Here is a 14,771-nt window from a genome sequence, read left to right on the forward strand (position 1 = left end):
GTTTTTTATAATAATAAAAGACTGTTTTAAAAAGATATAATGGATAGCGCGACCCTTGTGGTAACGCCCTAAATAAAAAATTAGGCACAAAAAAAAGCCTTGAAAAAATCAAGGCTTAGCTTATGTATTATAGAGTTGTTTTTATCCGTTCATAGAAATTAAAAACTCTTCGTTACTTCTTGTTTGTTTAAAACGATCGTTAATAAACTCCATAGCTTCTACAGGGTTCATGTCTGCTAAATATTTGCGCATTACCCACATACGTTGTATGGTGTTTGCATCTAAAAGAATGTCGTCTCTACGTGTGCTTGAAGATGTAAGATCGATAGCTGGGAATATTCTACGGTTAGATATTTTTCTATCTAATTGTAACTCCATGTTACCAGTACCTTTAAATTCTTCGAAAATAACCTCGTCCATTTTAGAGCCAGTTTCTGTAAGTGCAGTAGCAATAATGGTTAAAGAGCCTCCATTTTCTATGTTTCTAGCAGCACCAAAAAAGCGTTTTGGTTTGTGTAAAGCATTAGCATCTACACCACCACTTAGTATTTTACCAGAGGCTGGTTGTACTGTATTGTAGGCTCTTGCTAAACGCGTTATAGAATCTAGAAGTATAACCACATCGTGGCCACACTCTACCAAGCGTTTTGCTTTTTCTAGTACAATATTAGCTATTTTTACGTGTTCGTGCGCTTCTTTATCAAAGGTAGAGGCTATTACTTCGCCACGTACATTACGTTGCATATCTGTTACCTCTTCTGGGCGTTCGTCTATAAGTAAAATCATTTGGTACACCTCAGGATGGTTGGCTGCAATAGCGTTTGCAACATCTTTTAGTAACATGGTTTTACCAGTTTTTGGTTGCGATACAATCATACCACGTTGCCCTTTACCAATAGGAGCAAACAAGTCCATAATTCTTGTAGAAATGGTAGCTTGTTTTTCTGCAAGGTTGAATTTTTCTTGAGGAAATAACGGGGTTAAATGCTCGAAAGCAACACGGTCTCTAACTACATTAGGGCTTTGTCCATTAATTTTACTAACCTTAATTAAAGGAAAATATTTTTCGCCTTCTTTTGGCGGACGTACATGACCTAAGACTGTATCTCCGGTTTTAAGACCAAATAAACGTATTTGAGATTGCGATACATAAATATCGTCTGGAGACGATAAATAGTTATAATCAGACGAGCGTAAAAAACCATAACCATCTTGCATAATGTCTAAAACACCTTCACTTTCTATAATGGCATCAAATTCAAAATCTGGTTCGCGGTATCTGTTGCGTCCGTCTTTATTACCAGCATCAACATTACCATTTTTTTGATTTTTGTTTTTATGCTGGTTATTGTTATCTCTTTTTTGTTGTGTTTTTTGATTGTCTCTAGGGTTTGGTTTTGGCCTAGGATTTGGTTTATTACGCGCAGGCTTTTTTTCTTGCGTATCTGGTGCTTTTGCTTTTTCTGGAGCAGGAGCAGTTGTTTCTTGTTTTTCTGGAGCAGGAGCAGCTTCTGTAGTAGGTGCTTTTTCTGCAACTGGTTTTGTTTCTCGCTTAACTGGTTGTTTTTGCACACGTTGTCTAGGTTTTCTAGGCGCAGGTGCTTTTGCTTCTTTAGTTTCTGCTTTATCTACAGGAGCAACAACATCTTTTACTGCGTTTGGATCTGCAGCTTGTTGATCTAATATTTGGTATACTAAATCTAATTTTTTTAAGGAACGATATTTAGGAACGTTCAGTTTTTTTGCGATTTCTTGTAAATCGGCGAGCTTTTTTGCTTTTAGTTGTGAAATTTCAAACATTGATGTTTTATGCTATTATTGGATATAAATATGTGTAATTCTGAAAAAAATAATTTTTATCTGAAGAATTAACAACCTGCAATAGTGGTTGTTGGGAATTATTAATGCAATTATACAACTTTATTTTAATTTTTTGGGGTAATTTTATAAAAGAAACTATTATTTTAGCACTCTAGTTTTATAAAAACATGTTACAACGCATACAAAGCATATACCTTTTACTAGCTGCAGGAGTCTCTGCAGGGCTCATTTTTGTACTACATTTATGGGTAAATAACGAGGGTGTACATATGTTTGCAAAAGATAATATGCTGTATTTAGGTCTGTTTTTAGGCTCTGCATTATTATCAGTAATTTCAATATTTATGTATAAAAACAGGAAGTCTCAATTTATGTTGGGACGTCTTAACATCATATTAAACTTTATTTTATTAGGCTTTTTTGTATATCAATCTCTAAATTTATCTGGAGAAACGGCGGTTTCAGAGAAAGGTATTGGCATGTTCATCCCTATTATTTCTATCGTATTGTTGGCTTTAGCTAATAAGGCCATTAAGAAGGATGAAGATCTTGTAAAATCTGTAGATAGATTACGATAAACACCTAACATCATTAATTAAGTGCGTTAGCCCAAGATGAAGATCTTGGGCTTTTTTTTGTTTTACTTTAAAAAAGATAGATTTGAATTATAAGAAATCGCTTTTATCCAGTATAACTGTAACAACGTAAAAGAGCTTAAACAAAGTTATAGATGTTTTAATTACTAGCGTAAATCTTGATAAACCTGACTTAAGCCTAAAGTTATTTAAAAACAAAAAAGTCTGGAATATATCCAGACTTTTTAAATTTTATGTAGTAATAATTACTTATTTAATTTCTACCACTTCTAAATCAAAAATTAATTCTTGACCAGCTAACGGGTGGTTAGCATCAACAACTATGTGGTTTTCGTGTACCTCTGCAACACGAAATTGTACTTCTCTGCCTTCTTGATCTTTCGATGCTAGGCCCATACCAACCTCAGGAGCCATATCTTGAGGTAATTGTTCTTTTTTTACATCGTATAATAAGTCTTCTCTAACCTCGCCATAAGCTTCAGTAACCGGAATATTTATTGTTTTCTTTTCATTCAATTTCATGTCAATAATACCTTTTTCAAAACCAGGAATTAAAGCTCCTTGACCTAAAGTTACCTCTAAAGGCTCTCTCTCTAATGAGCTATCAAAAACTTGACCGTTGTTTAGCTTGCCTGTGTAATGAACTTTTACCGTATCATTTTCTTTTACTTGACTCATAAATTTTAATTATCTTTTAAATTTAATTATGCATACAAAACTACAACTTATCATCTAATTACTTGGGGTGTATTGCCTATACTTTGTGATAGATTTAAGATTTTGGATATCTCTCTGGGAATTCAATAACTTCTAGATTATCAATTTTTTTACCATCAATAGTAAATCTAAGCATAGTTCTTGCTTTATGAAAGCCATGTTTGCCCGCAGCCCCAGGATTCATGTGTAGTAAATTTAATTTATTATCGGGCATAACTTTTAAAATATGCGAATGACCAGTAATAAAAAGTTTTGGCGGATTTGCTTTTATCTCTTCTCGCACTCTAATATTATAGGCTTTGGGGTAACCTCCAATATGTGTTATCCAAACATCAAGATCTTCGCACATAAACCGATTGTTTTCAGGAAATTCTAATCTAATTTCAGAATTATCAATATTACCATAAACACCCCGTAAAGGTTTTAATTCTTTAATAGCATCGGTAACTTTAAGATCTCCAATATCGCCTGCATGCCAAACCTCGTCGGCTTGTTTAACATACTTTAAAATATCGTTATCTATATAACTATGGGTATCAGAGAGTAATAATATTTTCTTCATTTATGCAACTTTTATTTCTTTATACTTTTAATAAAATACGTTGTGTTAATTATTTTAATATATAATTAAGATTACCCGTTTCGGCAGGACAACAAATCTATCTATCTTTGTTCTTTAAAAGTATTTAAAACAAAAGTATAGAAATAGCTTGCGATATTTTATAAAACTTTCATATAATGGTAGTGCATATCACGGTTGGCAAATTCAACCCGATGCTATATCGGTACAAGAAGTTATAGAAAAAGCCTTGTCTACACTTTTAAACAGGCCAATATCTATTATGGGAGCAGGGCGTACAGATACTGGTGTGCATGCTACAGAAATGTATGCACATTTTGATATAAATATAGATTTAAAGAATTGTAATTTAATTTATAAACTCAACTCCTTTTTACCAAAAGATATTGCTGTTCAAGACCTTTTTAGGGTAAATAGCGATGCACATACGCGTTTTGCAGCAACGAGTAGGGAATATTTATATAGAGTGTCTTTAGTAAAAAATGCTTTTACTTTCGATCATGTTTTTTTTGTTAAACAGCAATTGGATATTGATAAAATGAATGAAGCTGCTAAAATTTTATTTCAGTATAAAGATTTTCAATGCTTTTCGAAAACAAATACCGATGTAAAAACGTATAATTGTGATATTATGAAAGCCGAGTGGTTTGTTAAAAATAACGAACTCCATTTTGTAATAAAAGCCAATCGATTTTTAAGAAATATGGTTAGAGCCATTGTGGGTACTATGATTAATATAGGGATTGGTAAATTGGAGGTTGAAGACTTACATCGTATAATAAAATCTAAAAATAGGAGCGAAGCTGGTTTTTCTGTTCCAGCACACGCACTTTATTTAACAAAAATTGAATATCCAGAAGATATAAAAAATATAAATGAGTAATAAAAAAGAACAATTATTTGATATAGGCTTGTTTAAACGTCTTTTTCAATTTATAAAACCTTATAACCTTGTTTTTTCGGGGGTGTTTGGTTCTGTTATTTTAATAGCCATTTTAGGTGTGTCTACACCGTATTTATTACAACAGGCTATAGACACTAATTTAACAAATAGGGTAAGCGAAGGCTTTTTATTTTTTATTCTGTTAATGGTTGGGCTTTTGTTTGCAGAGTTTGTTTTTCAACTATTATTTATTTACTACTCGGGTTGGCTAGGGCAAAGTGTTGTAAAAGATATAAGGGTTAAATTATTTAACCATTTACTTCGTTTTAAAATGAAGTATTACGATAACTCGTCTGTTGGTGTGTTAATTACTCGCTCTGTTACAGATATGGAGCGCATTGCCGATATTTTTGGACAAGGTTTATTTATGATTTTTCGCGATTTTTTAACCATGATTGTTGTATCTATAGTTATGGTTATAATGAGCTGGAAATTAAGTTTAATAGTGTTTGCTATGTTACCAGTGGTTTTATACGCCACCAAGGTTTTTCAAAAATACATGAAAACTGCTTTTGAGGAAGTGAGAAACGAGGTATCTAACTTAAACTCTTTTGTGCAAGAGCGTATTACAGGCATGAAAATATTACAGTTGTTTGCACGAGAAGATGTTGAAAACGAAAACTTTAAAACTATTAACGGACGCCATAAAAAAGGGTGGTTAAAAACAATTTGGTATAACTCAATATTTTTTCCAATTCCAGATTTTTGTGCATCTGCAGTTACAGGGTTAGTGGTTTGGTATGGTGGTTTAGCATCGGTTGTAGATGGTACTGCTACACAAGGTGTTTTGTTTGCTTTTGTTATGTTTATTCCAAAATTATTTAGACCATTAAGGCAAATAGCCGATAAGTTTAATGCCTTGCAAATGGGTATGGTTGCTGCCAATAGAGTGTTTAAGGTAATAGATACAACATCGCAAATTGATGATACAGGAAAGCATATAGCCAAAAATTTTAAAGGAGATATAAATTTCGAGAATGTGTTTTTTAATTATGTTGAAGATGAAGCTGTTTTAAAAGGCATTTCTTTTAATGTTAAAGCAGGAGAAACTGTGGCTATTGTTGGAGCTACTGGAGCAGGAAAGTCTACAATTATTAACTTATTAAATCGTTTTTACGAAATTAAATCTGGTGTAATTTCTATTGATAATTTTGATATTAAAGAAGTTACCTTGCATTCTTTACGTAGCCAAATAGCAGTGGTATTACAAGATGTATTTTTATTTGCAGATACTATTTTAAATAATATAACTTTAAATAATCCAGAAATAACTGAGGCACAAGTAGAGCAAGCTGCTAGAGATATTGGTGTGCACGATTTTATATCGAGTTTGCCAAACGGTTACCACTATAATGTAAAAGAACGTGGTGTTATGTTGTCTTCAGGGCAACGTCAACTAATTTCTTTTTTAAGAGCTTATGTAACAAACCCAAGCATTTTAGTGTTAGATGAGGCAACATCTTCTGTCGATTCTTATTCAGAACAACTTATTCAAAATGCAACCGATAAAATTACAAAAGGTAGAACGTCTATAGTTATTGCACACCGTTTGGCTACCATAAAAAAGGCAGACAAAATTATAGTTATGGATGCTGGTAATATTATGGAGCAAGGTACGCATGAAGAGTTACTTCAAATAAAAAACGGATATTATAAGAATTTATACGAAGTTCAGTTTTTAAAAGAAGAGGTGGCTTAACCTAAATCTTTTTTAATCATATTTGTTAAATCTGTAGTGTCTTCGTAAACTACAAATTCACCATTTTTAAAATAAGAAATATGTCCGGTTTCTTCGCTAACAGCAAGCGCAACTGCATCTGTTTTTTCGGTAATGCCTATTGCTGCTCTATGACGCAAACCAAAGCGTTGCGGAATATTTTTTTCGTTGTTTACAGGTAAAATAATACGTGTTGCTTTTACAATATTATCGTCTACAATAATAGCGCCATCGTGTAACGGGCTATTTTTAAAAAAAATACTCTCTATAATAGGCTGGGTTACCTTTATGTTCATTTCGTCTCCAGACGATAAAAGGAAATCTAAATTGTTGTTTCGTTCTAACACAATTAAAGCACCAGTTTTAGACATAGACATTTTGTTACATGCCGAAATAATAGCTTCAATATCTGTATTATCTTCAACTGTATCTGTTTTTAAAAAGTTGAATTTTTGTAAAAAATCGCGTCGTCTATTAAAATTAGTAGAACCAACCATAAGCAGAAATTTTCTAATTTCTGGCTGGAAAACTACAATTAAAGCTATAATGCCCACCTTCATAAAACCACCAAAAATGCTAGTTAGCAGTTCCATGTTTAAAAATTCGGTAAGTTTCCAAACCAAATAAATAATAATAATACCAATAAAAATATTTATTGCTACTGTACCTTTTATTAGTTTATAAACATAGTAGAGTAGAAGTGCCACAAGAATAACATCTATATAGTCTATAAGATTTAAATCTATAATATTATCAAATATCTCCAATGGCTGTGGGTTTTGGTAAATTTAGTAAAATATGGTTAATAAATGTATTCGTTGTTTGATATTTCAATAGGACTAAAATCTAGTTTATTTAATGTAGATTTAAATGAAATATAATTTTGAAACGTAAGATTGGTATTAAAATATAAGTTCATTTTTAAATTATGGTTATCAATCTCATTTTTAGAAAAAAGGTCTTTTAAATAAGAGTCTAGATAATTTAGTGTTGTAATTTTTCGAGTTATAGAACTGTTTTTAGAGTTAACCGTTAAGGTAATGGAGTCTTTAGAGTAGAAGTTAAGCCAATATATTTCTTCTAGATTCAGTGCATTATTTGCATGAGTTAAAATATAGTCTTGTTTTGTAAATTCAACAAAACCTAAGCTCTTTTTTATGCTATTGTTACAAGTAAAAAAGTTTTTAACGTTTTCTTTTTTATGACTTGAATTGGCCTTTTTTTCTTGTAGATATTTTATATGTGGCATGGCTTGTTTTAATGTTAAGCGTTTATCTACGTTAACGAGCCAATTTGTTGTGCTAATTAAATTTTTTCGGTTTAATTCTACACTATCTTTTTTAGTTTCATCATAAAATAAATAGGCAGCAGATACATCTTGTATTTCAGATATTTTAGAATGATTTATTTCCGGAAGTAATATCACTTTGTCTTTTCCACAAGAAAATAAAACTATTAAAATAAAGCAGTATAATATGTTTTTCATAATTTATAAATAACCAATAAATTAATTTAAAGCCTCAAGCAGTTTAACACACTCTAAAGCTTCTTTAACATCGTGTACACGTAAAATTGAAGCTCCCTTTTGTAGAGCAACAGTGTTTAAAATCGATGTGCCATTAAGTGCTTCTTTAGCAGATATTTCTAGTTTTTTGTATATCATAGATTTTCTAGAAATACCAGCAAGAATTGGCTTGTCAAGCATTTTTAATAATTCTAACTCATTTAAAAGCTCGAAGTTTTGTTCTAATGTTTTTGCAAAACCAAAACCAGGATCAACAATCATATCTGCAATACCAAGTTTTTTGGCTTGAGCGATACGCTCAGAAAAGTAAAAAATAATGTCTTTAGTTAAATTATTGTAATTGGTTTGTTGTTGCATGGTTTGCGGTGTGCCTCGCATATGCATCATAATGTATGGCACATGTAAATTAGCAACAGTTTGTAGCATATCATTGTCTAATTTACCTGCAGAAATATCGTTAATTAAAGCAGCGCCAGCTTCAATAGTTTGTTTTGCTACTTGGCTTCTAAAAGTATCTACAGAAATTAAAGTTTCTGGAAAAGTTTTTAAAACCAAACTTATAATAGGTAAAATACGTTTTAACTCAACATCTTGGCTAACATGTGCTGCATTTGGGCGCGAGCTGTAAGCACCAATATCTATAAAAGTAGCACCTTCATTTAGCATTAAATCGACATGGTTTAGTATGTCTTTTTCATTTTTATGGGCACCACCATCGTAAAACGAATCTGGAGTAATATTTAAAATACCCATAACTTTTGGAGTCGATAAATCTATAAGTTTGCCTTTACAATTTATGGTCATATTTTTATTAAAATAAATAAAATTTAAAGTGAGTTAAAAAAGCTATTAAAGCCTATACAAAATTAATTATTTGTTTACGAGCAGCAACATTTATACATTAAATATTAAAGTTTATACAACAGGTTTTGCACTTTAAACAATTTAAGCGAAATTTACGCAAAATTCAATATAATTTATGCAAGATACTTCAAAACAATACGACGCTATTATAAACACTTGTAAAAACTTATTTACTAAAAAAATGTCTGATTATGGTAGTGCATGGCGCATATTACGTTTGCCATCTCTAACAGATCAAATTTTTATAAAAGCGCAACGTATTCGTGGTTTGCAAGAAAACGAGGTGAGAAAGGTTGATGAAGGCGAAGTAAGCGAATTTATAGGTATTATAAACTATGCTGTAATGGCTTTAATTCAGTTAGAAAAAGGTGTTGTAGAACAACCAGACTTATCTACAGAAGAGGCAACAGAGTTGTACGAAAAGCAAGTAGCAATAACCAAGCAATTAATGGAAGATAAAAACCATGATTATGGCGAAGCTTGGCGAGATATGCGTGTAAGTAGTTTAACCGATTTAATTTTACAAAAATTGTTGCGTGTTAAGCAAATAGAAGACAACAAAGGGAAAACTTTAGTTAGCGAAGGTATAGATGCTAATTATCAAGATATGATTAATTACGCTGTTTTTGCCATGATTCACTTAGGAGAATAGATTGCCGATTACCATTTTTAATTCAATATAATTTATGAAAATATTAGTAGCCTTAAGTAGAGTATTTGTTGGAGTTTTATTCATTATTTCTGGAATGATTAAGTTAAACGATCCTTTAGGGTTTTCGTACAAGCTTCAAGAATATTTTAGTGCAGATGTTTTAAATGTAGAATTTTTTATTCCGTATGCATTAATGATTTCTGTTTTAGTTGTTATTTTCGAAGTTGTTTTAGGTGTTTTCTTGCTTATTGGTTATAAACCTAAATTTACAATATGGAGCTTATTAGCTATGATTGTGTTTTTTACTTTCTTAACCTTTTACTCGGCTTATTTTGATAAAGTAAAAGATTGTGGATGCTTTGGCGATGCTTTAAAATTAACACCTTGGGAGAGTTTTACAAAAGATTTAATACTCTTATTTTTTATATTAATACTTGTTATTGGTTTAAAATACATAAAACCAGTTTTTGGCAAATTACAAACCACTATTTTAGCTTTACTTAGTTTTATTTTTAGTTTATGGTTTGGTTACCATGTGCTAATGCATTTACCAGCTAAAGATTTTAGAGCTTATAAAATAGGCGCTAACATTCAAGAAGGTATGAGTATTCCTGAAGATGCAGCAAAACCTGTTCAAGAATTTTATTGGAAATTTAATGTAAATGGCGAAGAAAAAACAATAACAACAGATGGTTCTTATCCAACAGTTAAAGGTGATTTTATAAGTGTAGATAGTAAGATGATTACAGAAGGTTACCAACCACCAATTTACGATTTTTCTATAGAAAGTAACGACGAAGATTTAACAACACAGTTTTTAAACGAAGACAATTTAGTAGTTGTTATATCTTATAATTTAGATAAAATAGAAACCCAAGGAGCTTTAAAACTTAAAGCATTACAAGACGAAGCCTTAAGGCAAGGCTATAAAATTATTGGTTTAACAGCATCTGGCGAAGAGGCAAAACAACGCATAAAGGAAGCTTATAAATTAGATTTCGAATTTTATTTATGCGACGAAAAAGCCTTAAAAACAATTGTTCGTGCAAATCCTGGTATTTTAGAAATGGATAAAGGCACTATAAAACAAAAAGTACATTATAACGATTTAAATTTATTAGAATTACCCAAAGTAGAAAGGAAGCCAGAGTAGTCTATTAAAGATTAAGAAACAGTTTATTCTATTAACAAAGAAATATTAACTCAAGAAAAAGCAGATAATTTGTTAAAAAGAAAACAAAAAAGAAGTATTTGTGTTTAAAGAAAGGATATAAAAGCAATATTCTAGATGCTATTAACAAAACCAATAATATCAATTATTCAAGTTTTGTTAATATTGTTCTAAAAGCCAAAGAATAAGCTATTAACTAGTATTAAACAAAACCTAATAATAACTAAAGCAACTGATAAACTATTTATTAAATAAAACAGGTTATGCACTACTCACTTTATTTGGAGTAGTAACGGTTATATTTTTATTATTTAATGTGCTTCCTGGCGATCCTGCAAAAATGATGTTAGGCCAAAACCAAACAGCAGAGCAGGTTAAAACAGTAAAACAAAAATACGGATTCGATAAACCTTTAAAAACACAGTATTTATATTACATAAACGATTTATTGCCAATCTCCTTTCATTCCAATAATAAAGAAGATTACACCTTTTTAAGAGTAAATAAATATAAGGCCATAAAACTTTTTACAATAGGCAATACAACAACCGTAATAAAGCCACCATATTTAAGAGAATCTTTTACAAAACAAGGTAAAAAGGTAAGTCAGGTTTTGGCAGAAACATTACCTAATACATTTGTTTTAGCTATATCTGCTATTGTAATAGCTATAATTCTAGGTGTTGCTTTAGGCATTGTATCTGCTCTATATAAAGATAAATGGTTAGATAAAACCATTCAAATATTTAGCACGTTAGGTATGAGTGTCCCATCCTTTTTTAGCGCCATTCTGTTTGCATGGTTATTTGGTTATGTATTACATAAATACACCAATTTAGAAATGACGGGTAGCCTATACGAGCTAGACGATTTTGGAGAATCTATGCATATAAAATGGAAAAACTTAATACTTCCAGCAGTAGTTTTAGGTATTCGTCCATTAGCGGTTGTTATTCAATTAATGCGTAATTCACTATTAGAAGTTTTTAATCAAGATTATATAAGAACCGCACGAGCAAAAGGTTTAAGCGAATTTCAAATAATTAAAAAACACGCCATTAAAAATGCATTAAACCCAGTAGTAACAGCAATTTCAGGTTGGTTTGCATCCATGTTGGCAGGCGCAGTATTTGTAGAGTATATTTTTGGGTGGAACGGTCTTGGCAAAGAAATAGTAAACGCCTTAAATACATTAGACTTACCCGTAATTATGGGTGCAGTTTTAGTAATAGCAACTCTTTTTGTAATTATAAATATTTTTGTCGACTTAATCTATGTTTGGTTAGATCCAAAAGTAAAACTAGAATAATTTAATTTCCGCGAAAGCGAAAACCTCATTATCGCAAAACTCAAAATCATGAACAAATTTAAATACATAATAATACTATTTCTAGGGCTTTTAAGCTGTAAAGAAGAGCCTAAAGCCTTTTCTACTAAAGCCTTAAACGATACATTTAAAAATATAGAAGGTAACACCATAACCCTTAAAAGCATATTAGAAAAACATAAAGGCAAAAATGTTGTAATAGATATTTGGGCATCTTGGTGTGGCGACTGTATTCAAGGTATGCCAAAAGTAAAAGCATTACAAACCCAATTTCCAGATGTAGCCTACGTATTTTTATCTTTAGATAGAGGAGAAGATGCCTGGAAAAGAGGCATAAAAAAATACGATGTAGTAGGCGATCACTATTATATGCCTAACGGAAAAGATTGTGACTTTGCAGATTTCGCAAAAATAAGCTGGATTCCTAGATATATGGTTATAAATAAGTCTAGCGAAATCGTTGTATTTAATGTTATTGAAGCTGATGACGATAAGTTGATAGAAGCATTAAAAAATTAACTATTTTTGTTTTTAAGAACAGAAAATATTAATCTAAAAATAAACAATCCTTCTCCATTTTGAAGGTTAGTACGACCATTATGAGAAAAAATATCGTAGCAGGAAACTGGAAAATGAATAATGATTTAGCACAAACAGAATCATTATTAAACGACTTAAAAAATCAAGAAGCAACATCAAACGCAGAGATTATGGTTGCGCCAACGTATACAAACTTATACCAAGCAAGCCAAGCTCTAAAAGAATCTAAAATAGAAGTTGTTGCACAAAACATGCACTTTGCAGAAAACGGGGCATACACAGGCGAAATTAGCGCAAGTATGTTACAAAGTATTGGTGTTAAAACTGTTATTTTAGGACACAGCGAGCGTCGTGAGTATTTTAATGAAACAGACGAGTTGTTAGCCAAAAAAGTAGATGCAGCTTTAGCAAAAGGAATGCGTGTTATTTTCTGTTTCGGAGAAGAATTAGCAGACAGAAAAGCAGGAAACGAAGAAACCGTAGTGGGTAATCAAATAAAAAATGCATTGTTTCATTTAGGCGCAGCAGCATTTCAAAATATAGTGTTAGCTTACGAGCCAGTTTGGGCTATTGGTACAGGCGAAACAGCAAGTCCAGAGCAAGCACAAGATATGCATGCATTTATAAGAAAAACATTAGCAGATAAATATGGTAACGATGTAGCCGATGGAGTTTCAATTCTTTACGGTGGTAGTGTTAAGCCAGCAAATGCAGAAGAAATTTTCTCTAAACCAGACGTAGACGGAGGCTTAATAGGAGGCGCATCTCTTAAAGCAGAAGATTTTTTTGCAATAGTAAACGCATTTTAAATTAACACGATTTATGGCGTTACCACAAGGGGCGGGCTTTCACGAGTCGCTCTCTGCGAGGAGCTCCAACAATCGTTCAATCCCTAACGCGGGCGTACTTGTACAGTACAGACATAAAATAAAAACCTGTAAAATTTAAAATCTTACAGGTTTTTTTGTACCCAAAAAGTAATAAACCCAACCCATACTTTTTAACATTTAGGTATAAAGAATCATAGTTTTTACCGTTATCTTTGTACTCGAAAAATAAATAAGCATGTCAAACATCATATATATAGGTTACGAGTTTAAAGTAAAACCATTACAACCCGGAGTAGAAATTTTAATAGCAGAATTAGGTTATGCAGGTTTCGAAAGTTTTGTAGAAACCGAGTATGGAGTTACAGCTTATATTCAAAAAGAAGAATGGAATGCTAATATTTTAGATAACATTCAAATTTTAGAATCCAACGAGTTTCAAATCTCTTATCAGTTTAACGAAATAGAGCAAACCAACTGGAATCAAGAATGGGAAAAAAACTTTAACCCTATTATTGTAGACAATGCCTGTTCTGTACGCGCACCTTTTCACGAAAAACCCAATACAAAATACGATATAGTAATAGAACCAAAAATGAGTTTTGGCACAGGGCACCACGAAACCACACACATGATGATTCAGCATATTTTAAAAAACGATTTAGAAGGTAAATCTGTTTTAGATATGGGATGTGGTACAGGCGTTTTAGCTATTCTTGCAGAAATAAAAGGCGCAAAACCATTAGATGCTGTAGATTATGATAATTGGTGTTACCTAAATAGTTTAGAAAACGTACAGCGCAACAACTCTAAACACATTACAGTTATAGAAGGCGATGCTAGTGTATTAAAAGATAAAAAGTACGATGTTATTATAGCAAATATTAACCGTAATATATTACTTCAAGACATGGAAACATACGTGTCTTGCCTTAATAAAAATGGGATGCTTTTTTTAAGCGGATTTTACAATACAGACATTCCTATTATTCAAGCAGAGTGCGAAAAGCATTTGTTAAAATTTGAAGAAAAATTAGAAAGAAACAATTGGGTATCATTAAAATTTTTAAATTAGTATAAAATTTGTTAGGTCTCCACCCCAATTTAGACAAATACAATTATGAGTACAAAAGAAAAAACATTAGAAGAATTATTATTGCAAGAAGAGGTGTTAACTCAAAACGAGATAGTATTACACAACGACGATGTAAATACCTTCGATCATGTTATAGAAACACTTATTTATGCTTGCGAACATACACCAGAACAAGCAGAGCAGTGCTCTATTATTGTGCACCATAATGGTAAATGTACTGTAAAAACAGGATTGCTAGACGATTTAAAACCGCGTTGTACCATGCTACTAGAAGCAGGTTTAAGTGCAGAAATTGTTTAAAAAAAGAACAGCCTTAAAACTTAAATAAACACTAAAGGTTACTTAATTTTTAAGGCAATTATATACTTAGAATAATTTACTATTAATTAATTCTA

The 14,771-nt window shown here is 31.5% G+C and carries 16 protein-coding genes; 10 read left to right on the forward strand and 6 right to left on the reverse strand.

Annotation, left to right across the window (positions count from 1 at the left end):
• Window positions 1-141: 141 nt before the first annotated feature.
• On the reverse strand, window positions 142-1,800 hold the full coding sequence (gene rho, locus ABD715_RS00235) for a transcription termination factor Rho (RefSeq protein ID WP_344785766.1): 1,659 nt from the start codon (window positions 1,798-1,800) through the stop codon (window positions 142-144).
• A 188-nt stretch (window positions 1,801-1,988) separates the two neighbouring features.
• On the opposite strand from rho, the gene ABD715_RS00240 reads away from it, so the two are divergent.
• Complete coding sequence (locus tag ABD715_RS00240) at window positions 1,989-2,399, forward strand: DUF4293 domain-containing protein (protein ID WP_344785768.1); 411 nt, start codon at window positions 1,989-1,991, stop codon at window positions 2,397-2,399.
• Between the two features lie 267 nt (window positions 2,400-2,666).
• Here ABD715_RS00240 and ABD715_RS00245 read toward each other — a convergent pair whose 3' ends face one another.
• Together ABD715_RS00245 and ABD715_RS00250 are read right to left on the reverse strand one after the other, a co-directional pair.
• Window positions 2,667-3,095, reverse strand: a complete 429-nt coding sequence (locus ABD715_RS00245) for an FKBP-type peptidyl-prolyl cis-trans isomerase (RefSeq protein WP_344785770.1) — start codon at window positions 3,093-3,095, stop codon at window positions 2,667-2,669.
• Window positions 3,096-3,189: 94 nt separating this feature from the next.
• Window positions 3,190-3,696 (reverse strand): metallophosphoesterase family protein, encoded by a 507-nt coding sequence (locus ABD715_RS00250; RefSeq protein WP_344785772.1) that lies wholly within the window; start codon window positions 3,694-3,696, stop codon window positions 3,190-3,192.
• 148 nt (window positions 3,697-3,844) lie between these two features.
• Here ABD715_RS00250 and truA point away from each other — a divergent pair, with 148 nt between their 5' ends.
• Both truA and ABD715_RS00260 read left to right on the forward strand, forming a co-directional pair.
• Complete coding sequence (gene truA, locus ABD715_RS00255) at window positions 3,845-4,597, forward strand: tRNA pseudouridine(38-40) synthase TruA (RefSeq protein ID WP_344785774.1); 753 nt, start codon at window positions 3,845-3,847, stop codon at window positions 4,595-4,597.
• Entirely contained in the window at window positions 4,590-6,356 is a 1,767-nt protein-coding gene (locus tag ABD715_RS00260) for an ABC transporter ATP-binding protein (RefSeq protein WP_344785776.1), read from the forward strand. The genes truA and ABD715_RS00260 overlap by 8 nt, the downstream gene beginning before the upstream one ends.
• On the opposite strand, the gene ABD715_RS00265 is transcribed toward ABD715_RS00260, so the two are convergent.
• The 3 genes from ABD715_RS00265 to folP are packed head-to-tail and all read right to left on the reverse strand — an operon-like array spanning window position 6,353 to window position 8,703.
• Window positions 6,353-7,141, reverse strand: a complete 789-nt coding sequence (locus ABD715_RS00265) for a diadenylate cyclase (protein WP_344785778.1) — start codon at window positions 7,139-7,141, stop codon at window positions 6,353-6,355. The two genes, ABD715_RS00260 and ABD715_RS00265, sit on opposite strands and share 4 nt — an antisense overlap.
• A gap of 35 nt (window positions 7,142-7,176) precedes the next feature.
• Complete coding sequence (locus ABD715_RS00270; protein ID WP_344785780.1) at window positions 7,177-7,860, reverse strand: hypothetical protein; 684 nt, start codon at window positions 7,858-7,860, stop codon at window positions 7,177-7,179.
• Between the two features lie 21 nt (window positions 7,861-7,881).
• Window positions 7,882-8,703: a dihydropteroate synthase gene (folP, locus tag ABD715_RS00275; RefSeq protein WP_344785782.1), complete on the reverse strand. Its 822-nt coding sequence runs from the start codon at window positions 8,701-8,703 to the stop codon at window positions 7,882-7,884.
• A 175-nt stretch (window positions 8,704-8,878) separates the two neighbouring features.
• On the opposite strand from folP, the gene ABD715_RS00280 reads away from it, so the two are divergent.
• The 7 genes from ABD715_RS00280 to ABD715_RS00310 all read left to right on the forward strand — a co-directional run bounded on the left by ABD715_RS00280 (window position 8,879) and on the right by ABD715_RS00310 (window position 14,676).
• Window positions 8,879-9,415, forward strand: coding sequence for a DUF1599 domain-containing protein (locus ABD715_RS00280; RefSeq protein ID WP_344785784.1), 537 nt, complete (start codon window positions 8,879-8,881; stop codon window positions 9,413-9,415).
• Window positions 9,416-9,449: 34 nt separating this feature from the next.
• Window positions 9,450-10,568, forward strand: coding sequence for a BT_3928 family protein (locus ABD715_RS00285; RefSeq protein ID WP_344785786.1), 1,119 nt, complete (start codon window positions 9,450-9,452; stop codon window positions 10,566-10,568).
• 250 nt (window positions 10,569-10,818) lie between these two features.
• Window positions 10,819-11,895, forward strand: coding sequence for an ABC transporter permease (locus ABD715_RS00290; RefSeq protein WP_344786739.1), 1,077 nt, complete (start codon window positions 10,819-10,821; stop codon window positions 11,893-11,895).
• A 48-nt stretch (window positions 11,896-11,943) separates the two neighbouring features.
• Window positions 11,944-12,432, forward strand: a complete 489-nt coding sequence (locus tag ABD715_RS00295) for a TlpA family protein disulfide reductase (protein ID WP_344785788.1) — start codon at window positions 11,944-11,946, stop codon at window positions 12,430-12,432.
• 80 nt (window positions 12,433-12,512) lie between these two features.
• Window positions 12,513-13,262, forward strand: coding sequence for a triose-phosphate isomerase (tpiA, locus tag ABD715_RS00300; protein WP_344785790.1), 750 nt, complete (start codon window positions 12,513-12,515; stop codon window positions 13,260-13,262).
• 256 nt (window positions 13,263-13,518) lie between these two features.
• Entirely contained in the window at window positions 13,519-14,355 is an 837-nt protein-coding gene (gene prmA, locus ABD715_RS00305) for a 50S ribosomal protein L11 methyltransferase (RefSeq protein WP_344785792.1), read from the forward strand.
• Window positions 14,356-14,400: 45 nt separating this feature from the next.
• Window positions 14,401-14,676 (forward strand): ATP-dependent Clp protease adaptor ClpS, encoded by a 276-nt coding sequence (locus ABD715_RS00310; RefSeq protein WP_344785794.1) that lies wholly within the window; start codon window positions 14,401-14,403, stop codon window positions 14,674-14,676.
• Window positions 14,677-14,771 lie beyond the last annotated feature (95 nt).

It is taken from the genome of Postechiella marina (genome assembly GCF_039538365.1).
GTDB classification, from domain to species: Bacteria; Bacteroidota; Bacteroidia; order Flavobacteriales; family Flavobacteriaceae; genus Postechiella; species Postechiella marina.

Coding starts and splice junctions, on each gene's coding strand:
- rho (WP_344785766.1), bottom strand. CDS start 1,800: ATGTTTGAAATTTCACAACTAAAAGCAAAAAAGCTCGCCGATTTACAA.
- ABD715_RS00240 (WP_344785768.1), top strand. CDS start 1,989: ATGTTACAACGCATACAAAGCATATACCTTTTACTAGCTGCAGGAGTC.
- ABD715_RS00245 (WP_344785770.1), bottom strand. CDS start 3,095: ATGAGTCAAGTAAAAGAAAATGATACGGTAAAAGTTCATTACACAGGC.
- ABD715_RS00250 (WP_344785772.1), bottom strand. CDS start 3,696: ATGAAGAAAATATTATTACTCTCTGATACCCATAGTTATATAGATAAC.
- ABD715_RS00260 (WP_344785776.1), top strand. CDS start 4,590: ATGAGTAATAAAAAAGAACAATTATTTGATATAGGCTTGTTTAAACGT.
- ABD715_RS00270 (WP_344785780.1), bottom strand. CDS start 7,860: ATGAAAAACATATTATACTGCTTTATTTTAATAGTTTTATTTTCTTGT.
- folP (WP_344785782.1), bottom strand. CDS start 8,703: ATGACCATAAATTGTAAAGGCAAACTTATAGATTTATCGACTCCAAAA.
- ABD715_RS00280 (WP_344785784.1), top strand. CDS start 8,879: ATGCAAGATACTTCAAAACAATACGACGCTATTATAAACACTTGTAAA.
- ABD715_RS00285 (WP_344785786.1), top strand. CDS start 9,450: ATGAAAATATTAGTAGCCTTAAGTAGAGTATTTGTTGGAGTTTTATTC.
- ABD715_RS00295 (WP_344785788.1), top strand. CDS start 11,944: ATGAACAAATTTAAATACATAATAATACTATTTCTAGGGCTTTTAAGC.
- tpiA (WP_344785790.1), top strand. CDS start 12,513: ATGAGAAAAAATATCGTAGCAGGAAACTGGAAAATGAATAATGATTTA.
- prmA (WP_344785792.1), top strand. CDS start 13,519: ATGTCAAACATCATATATATAGGTTACGAGTTTAAAGTAAAACCATTA.
- ABD715_RS00310 (WP_344785794.1), top strand. CDS start 14,401: ATGAGTACAAAAGAAAAAACATTAGAAGAATTATTATTGCAAGAAGAG.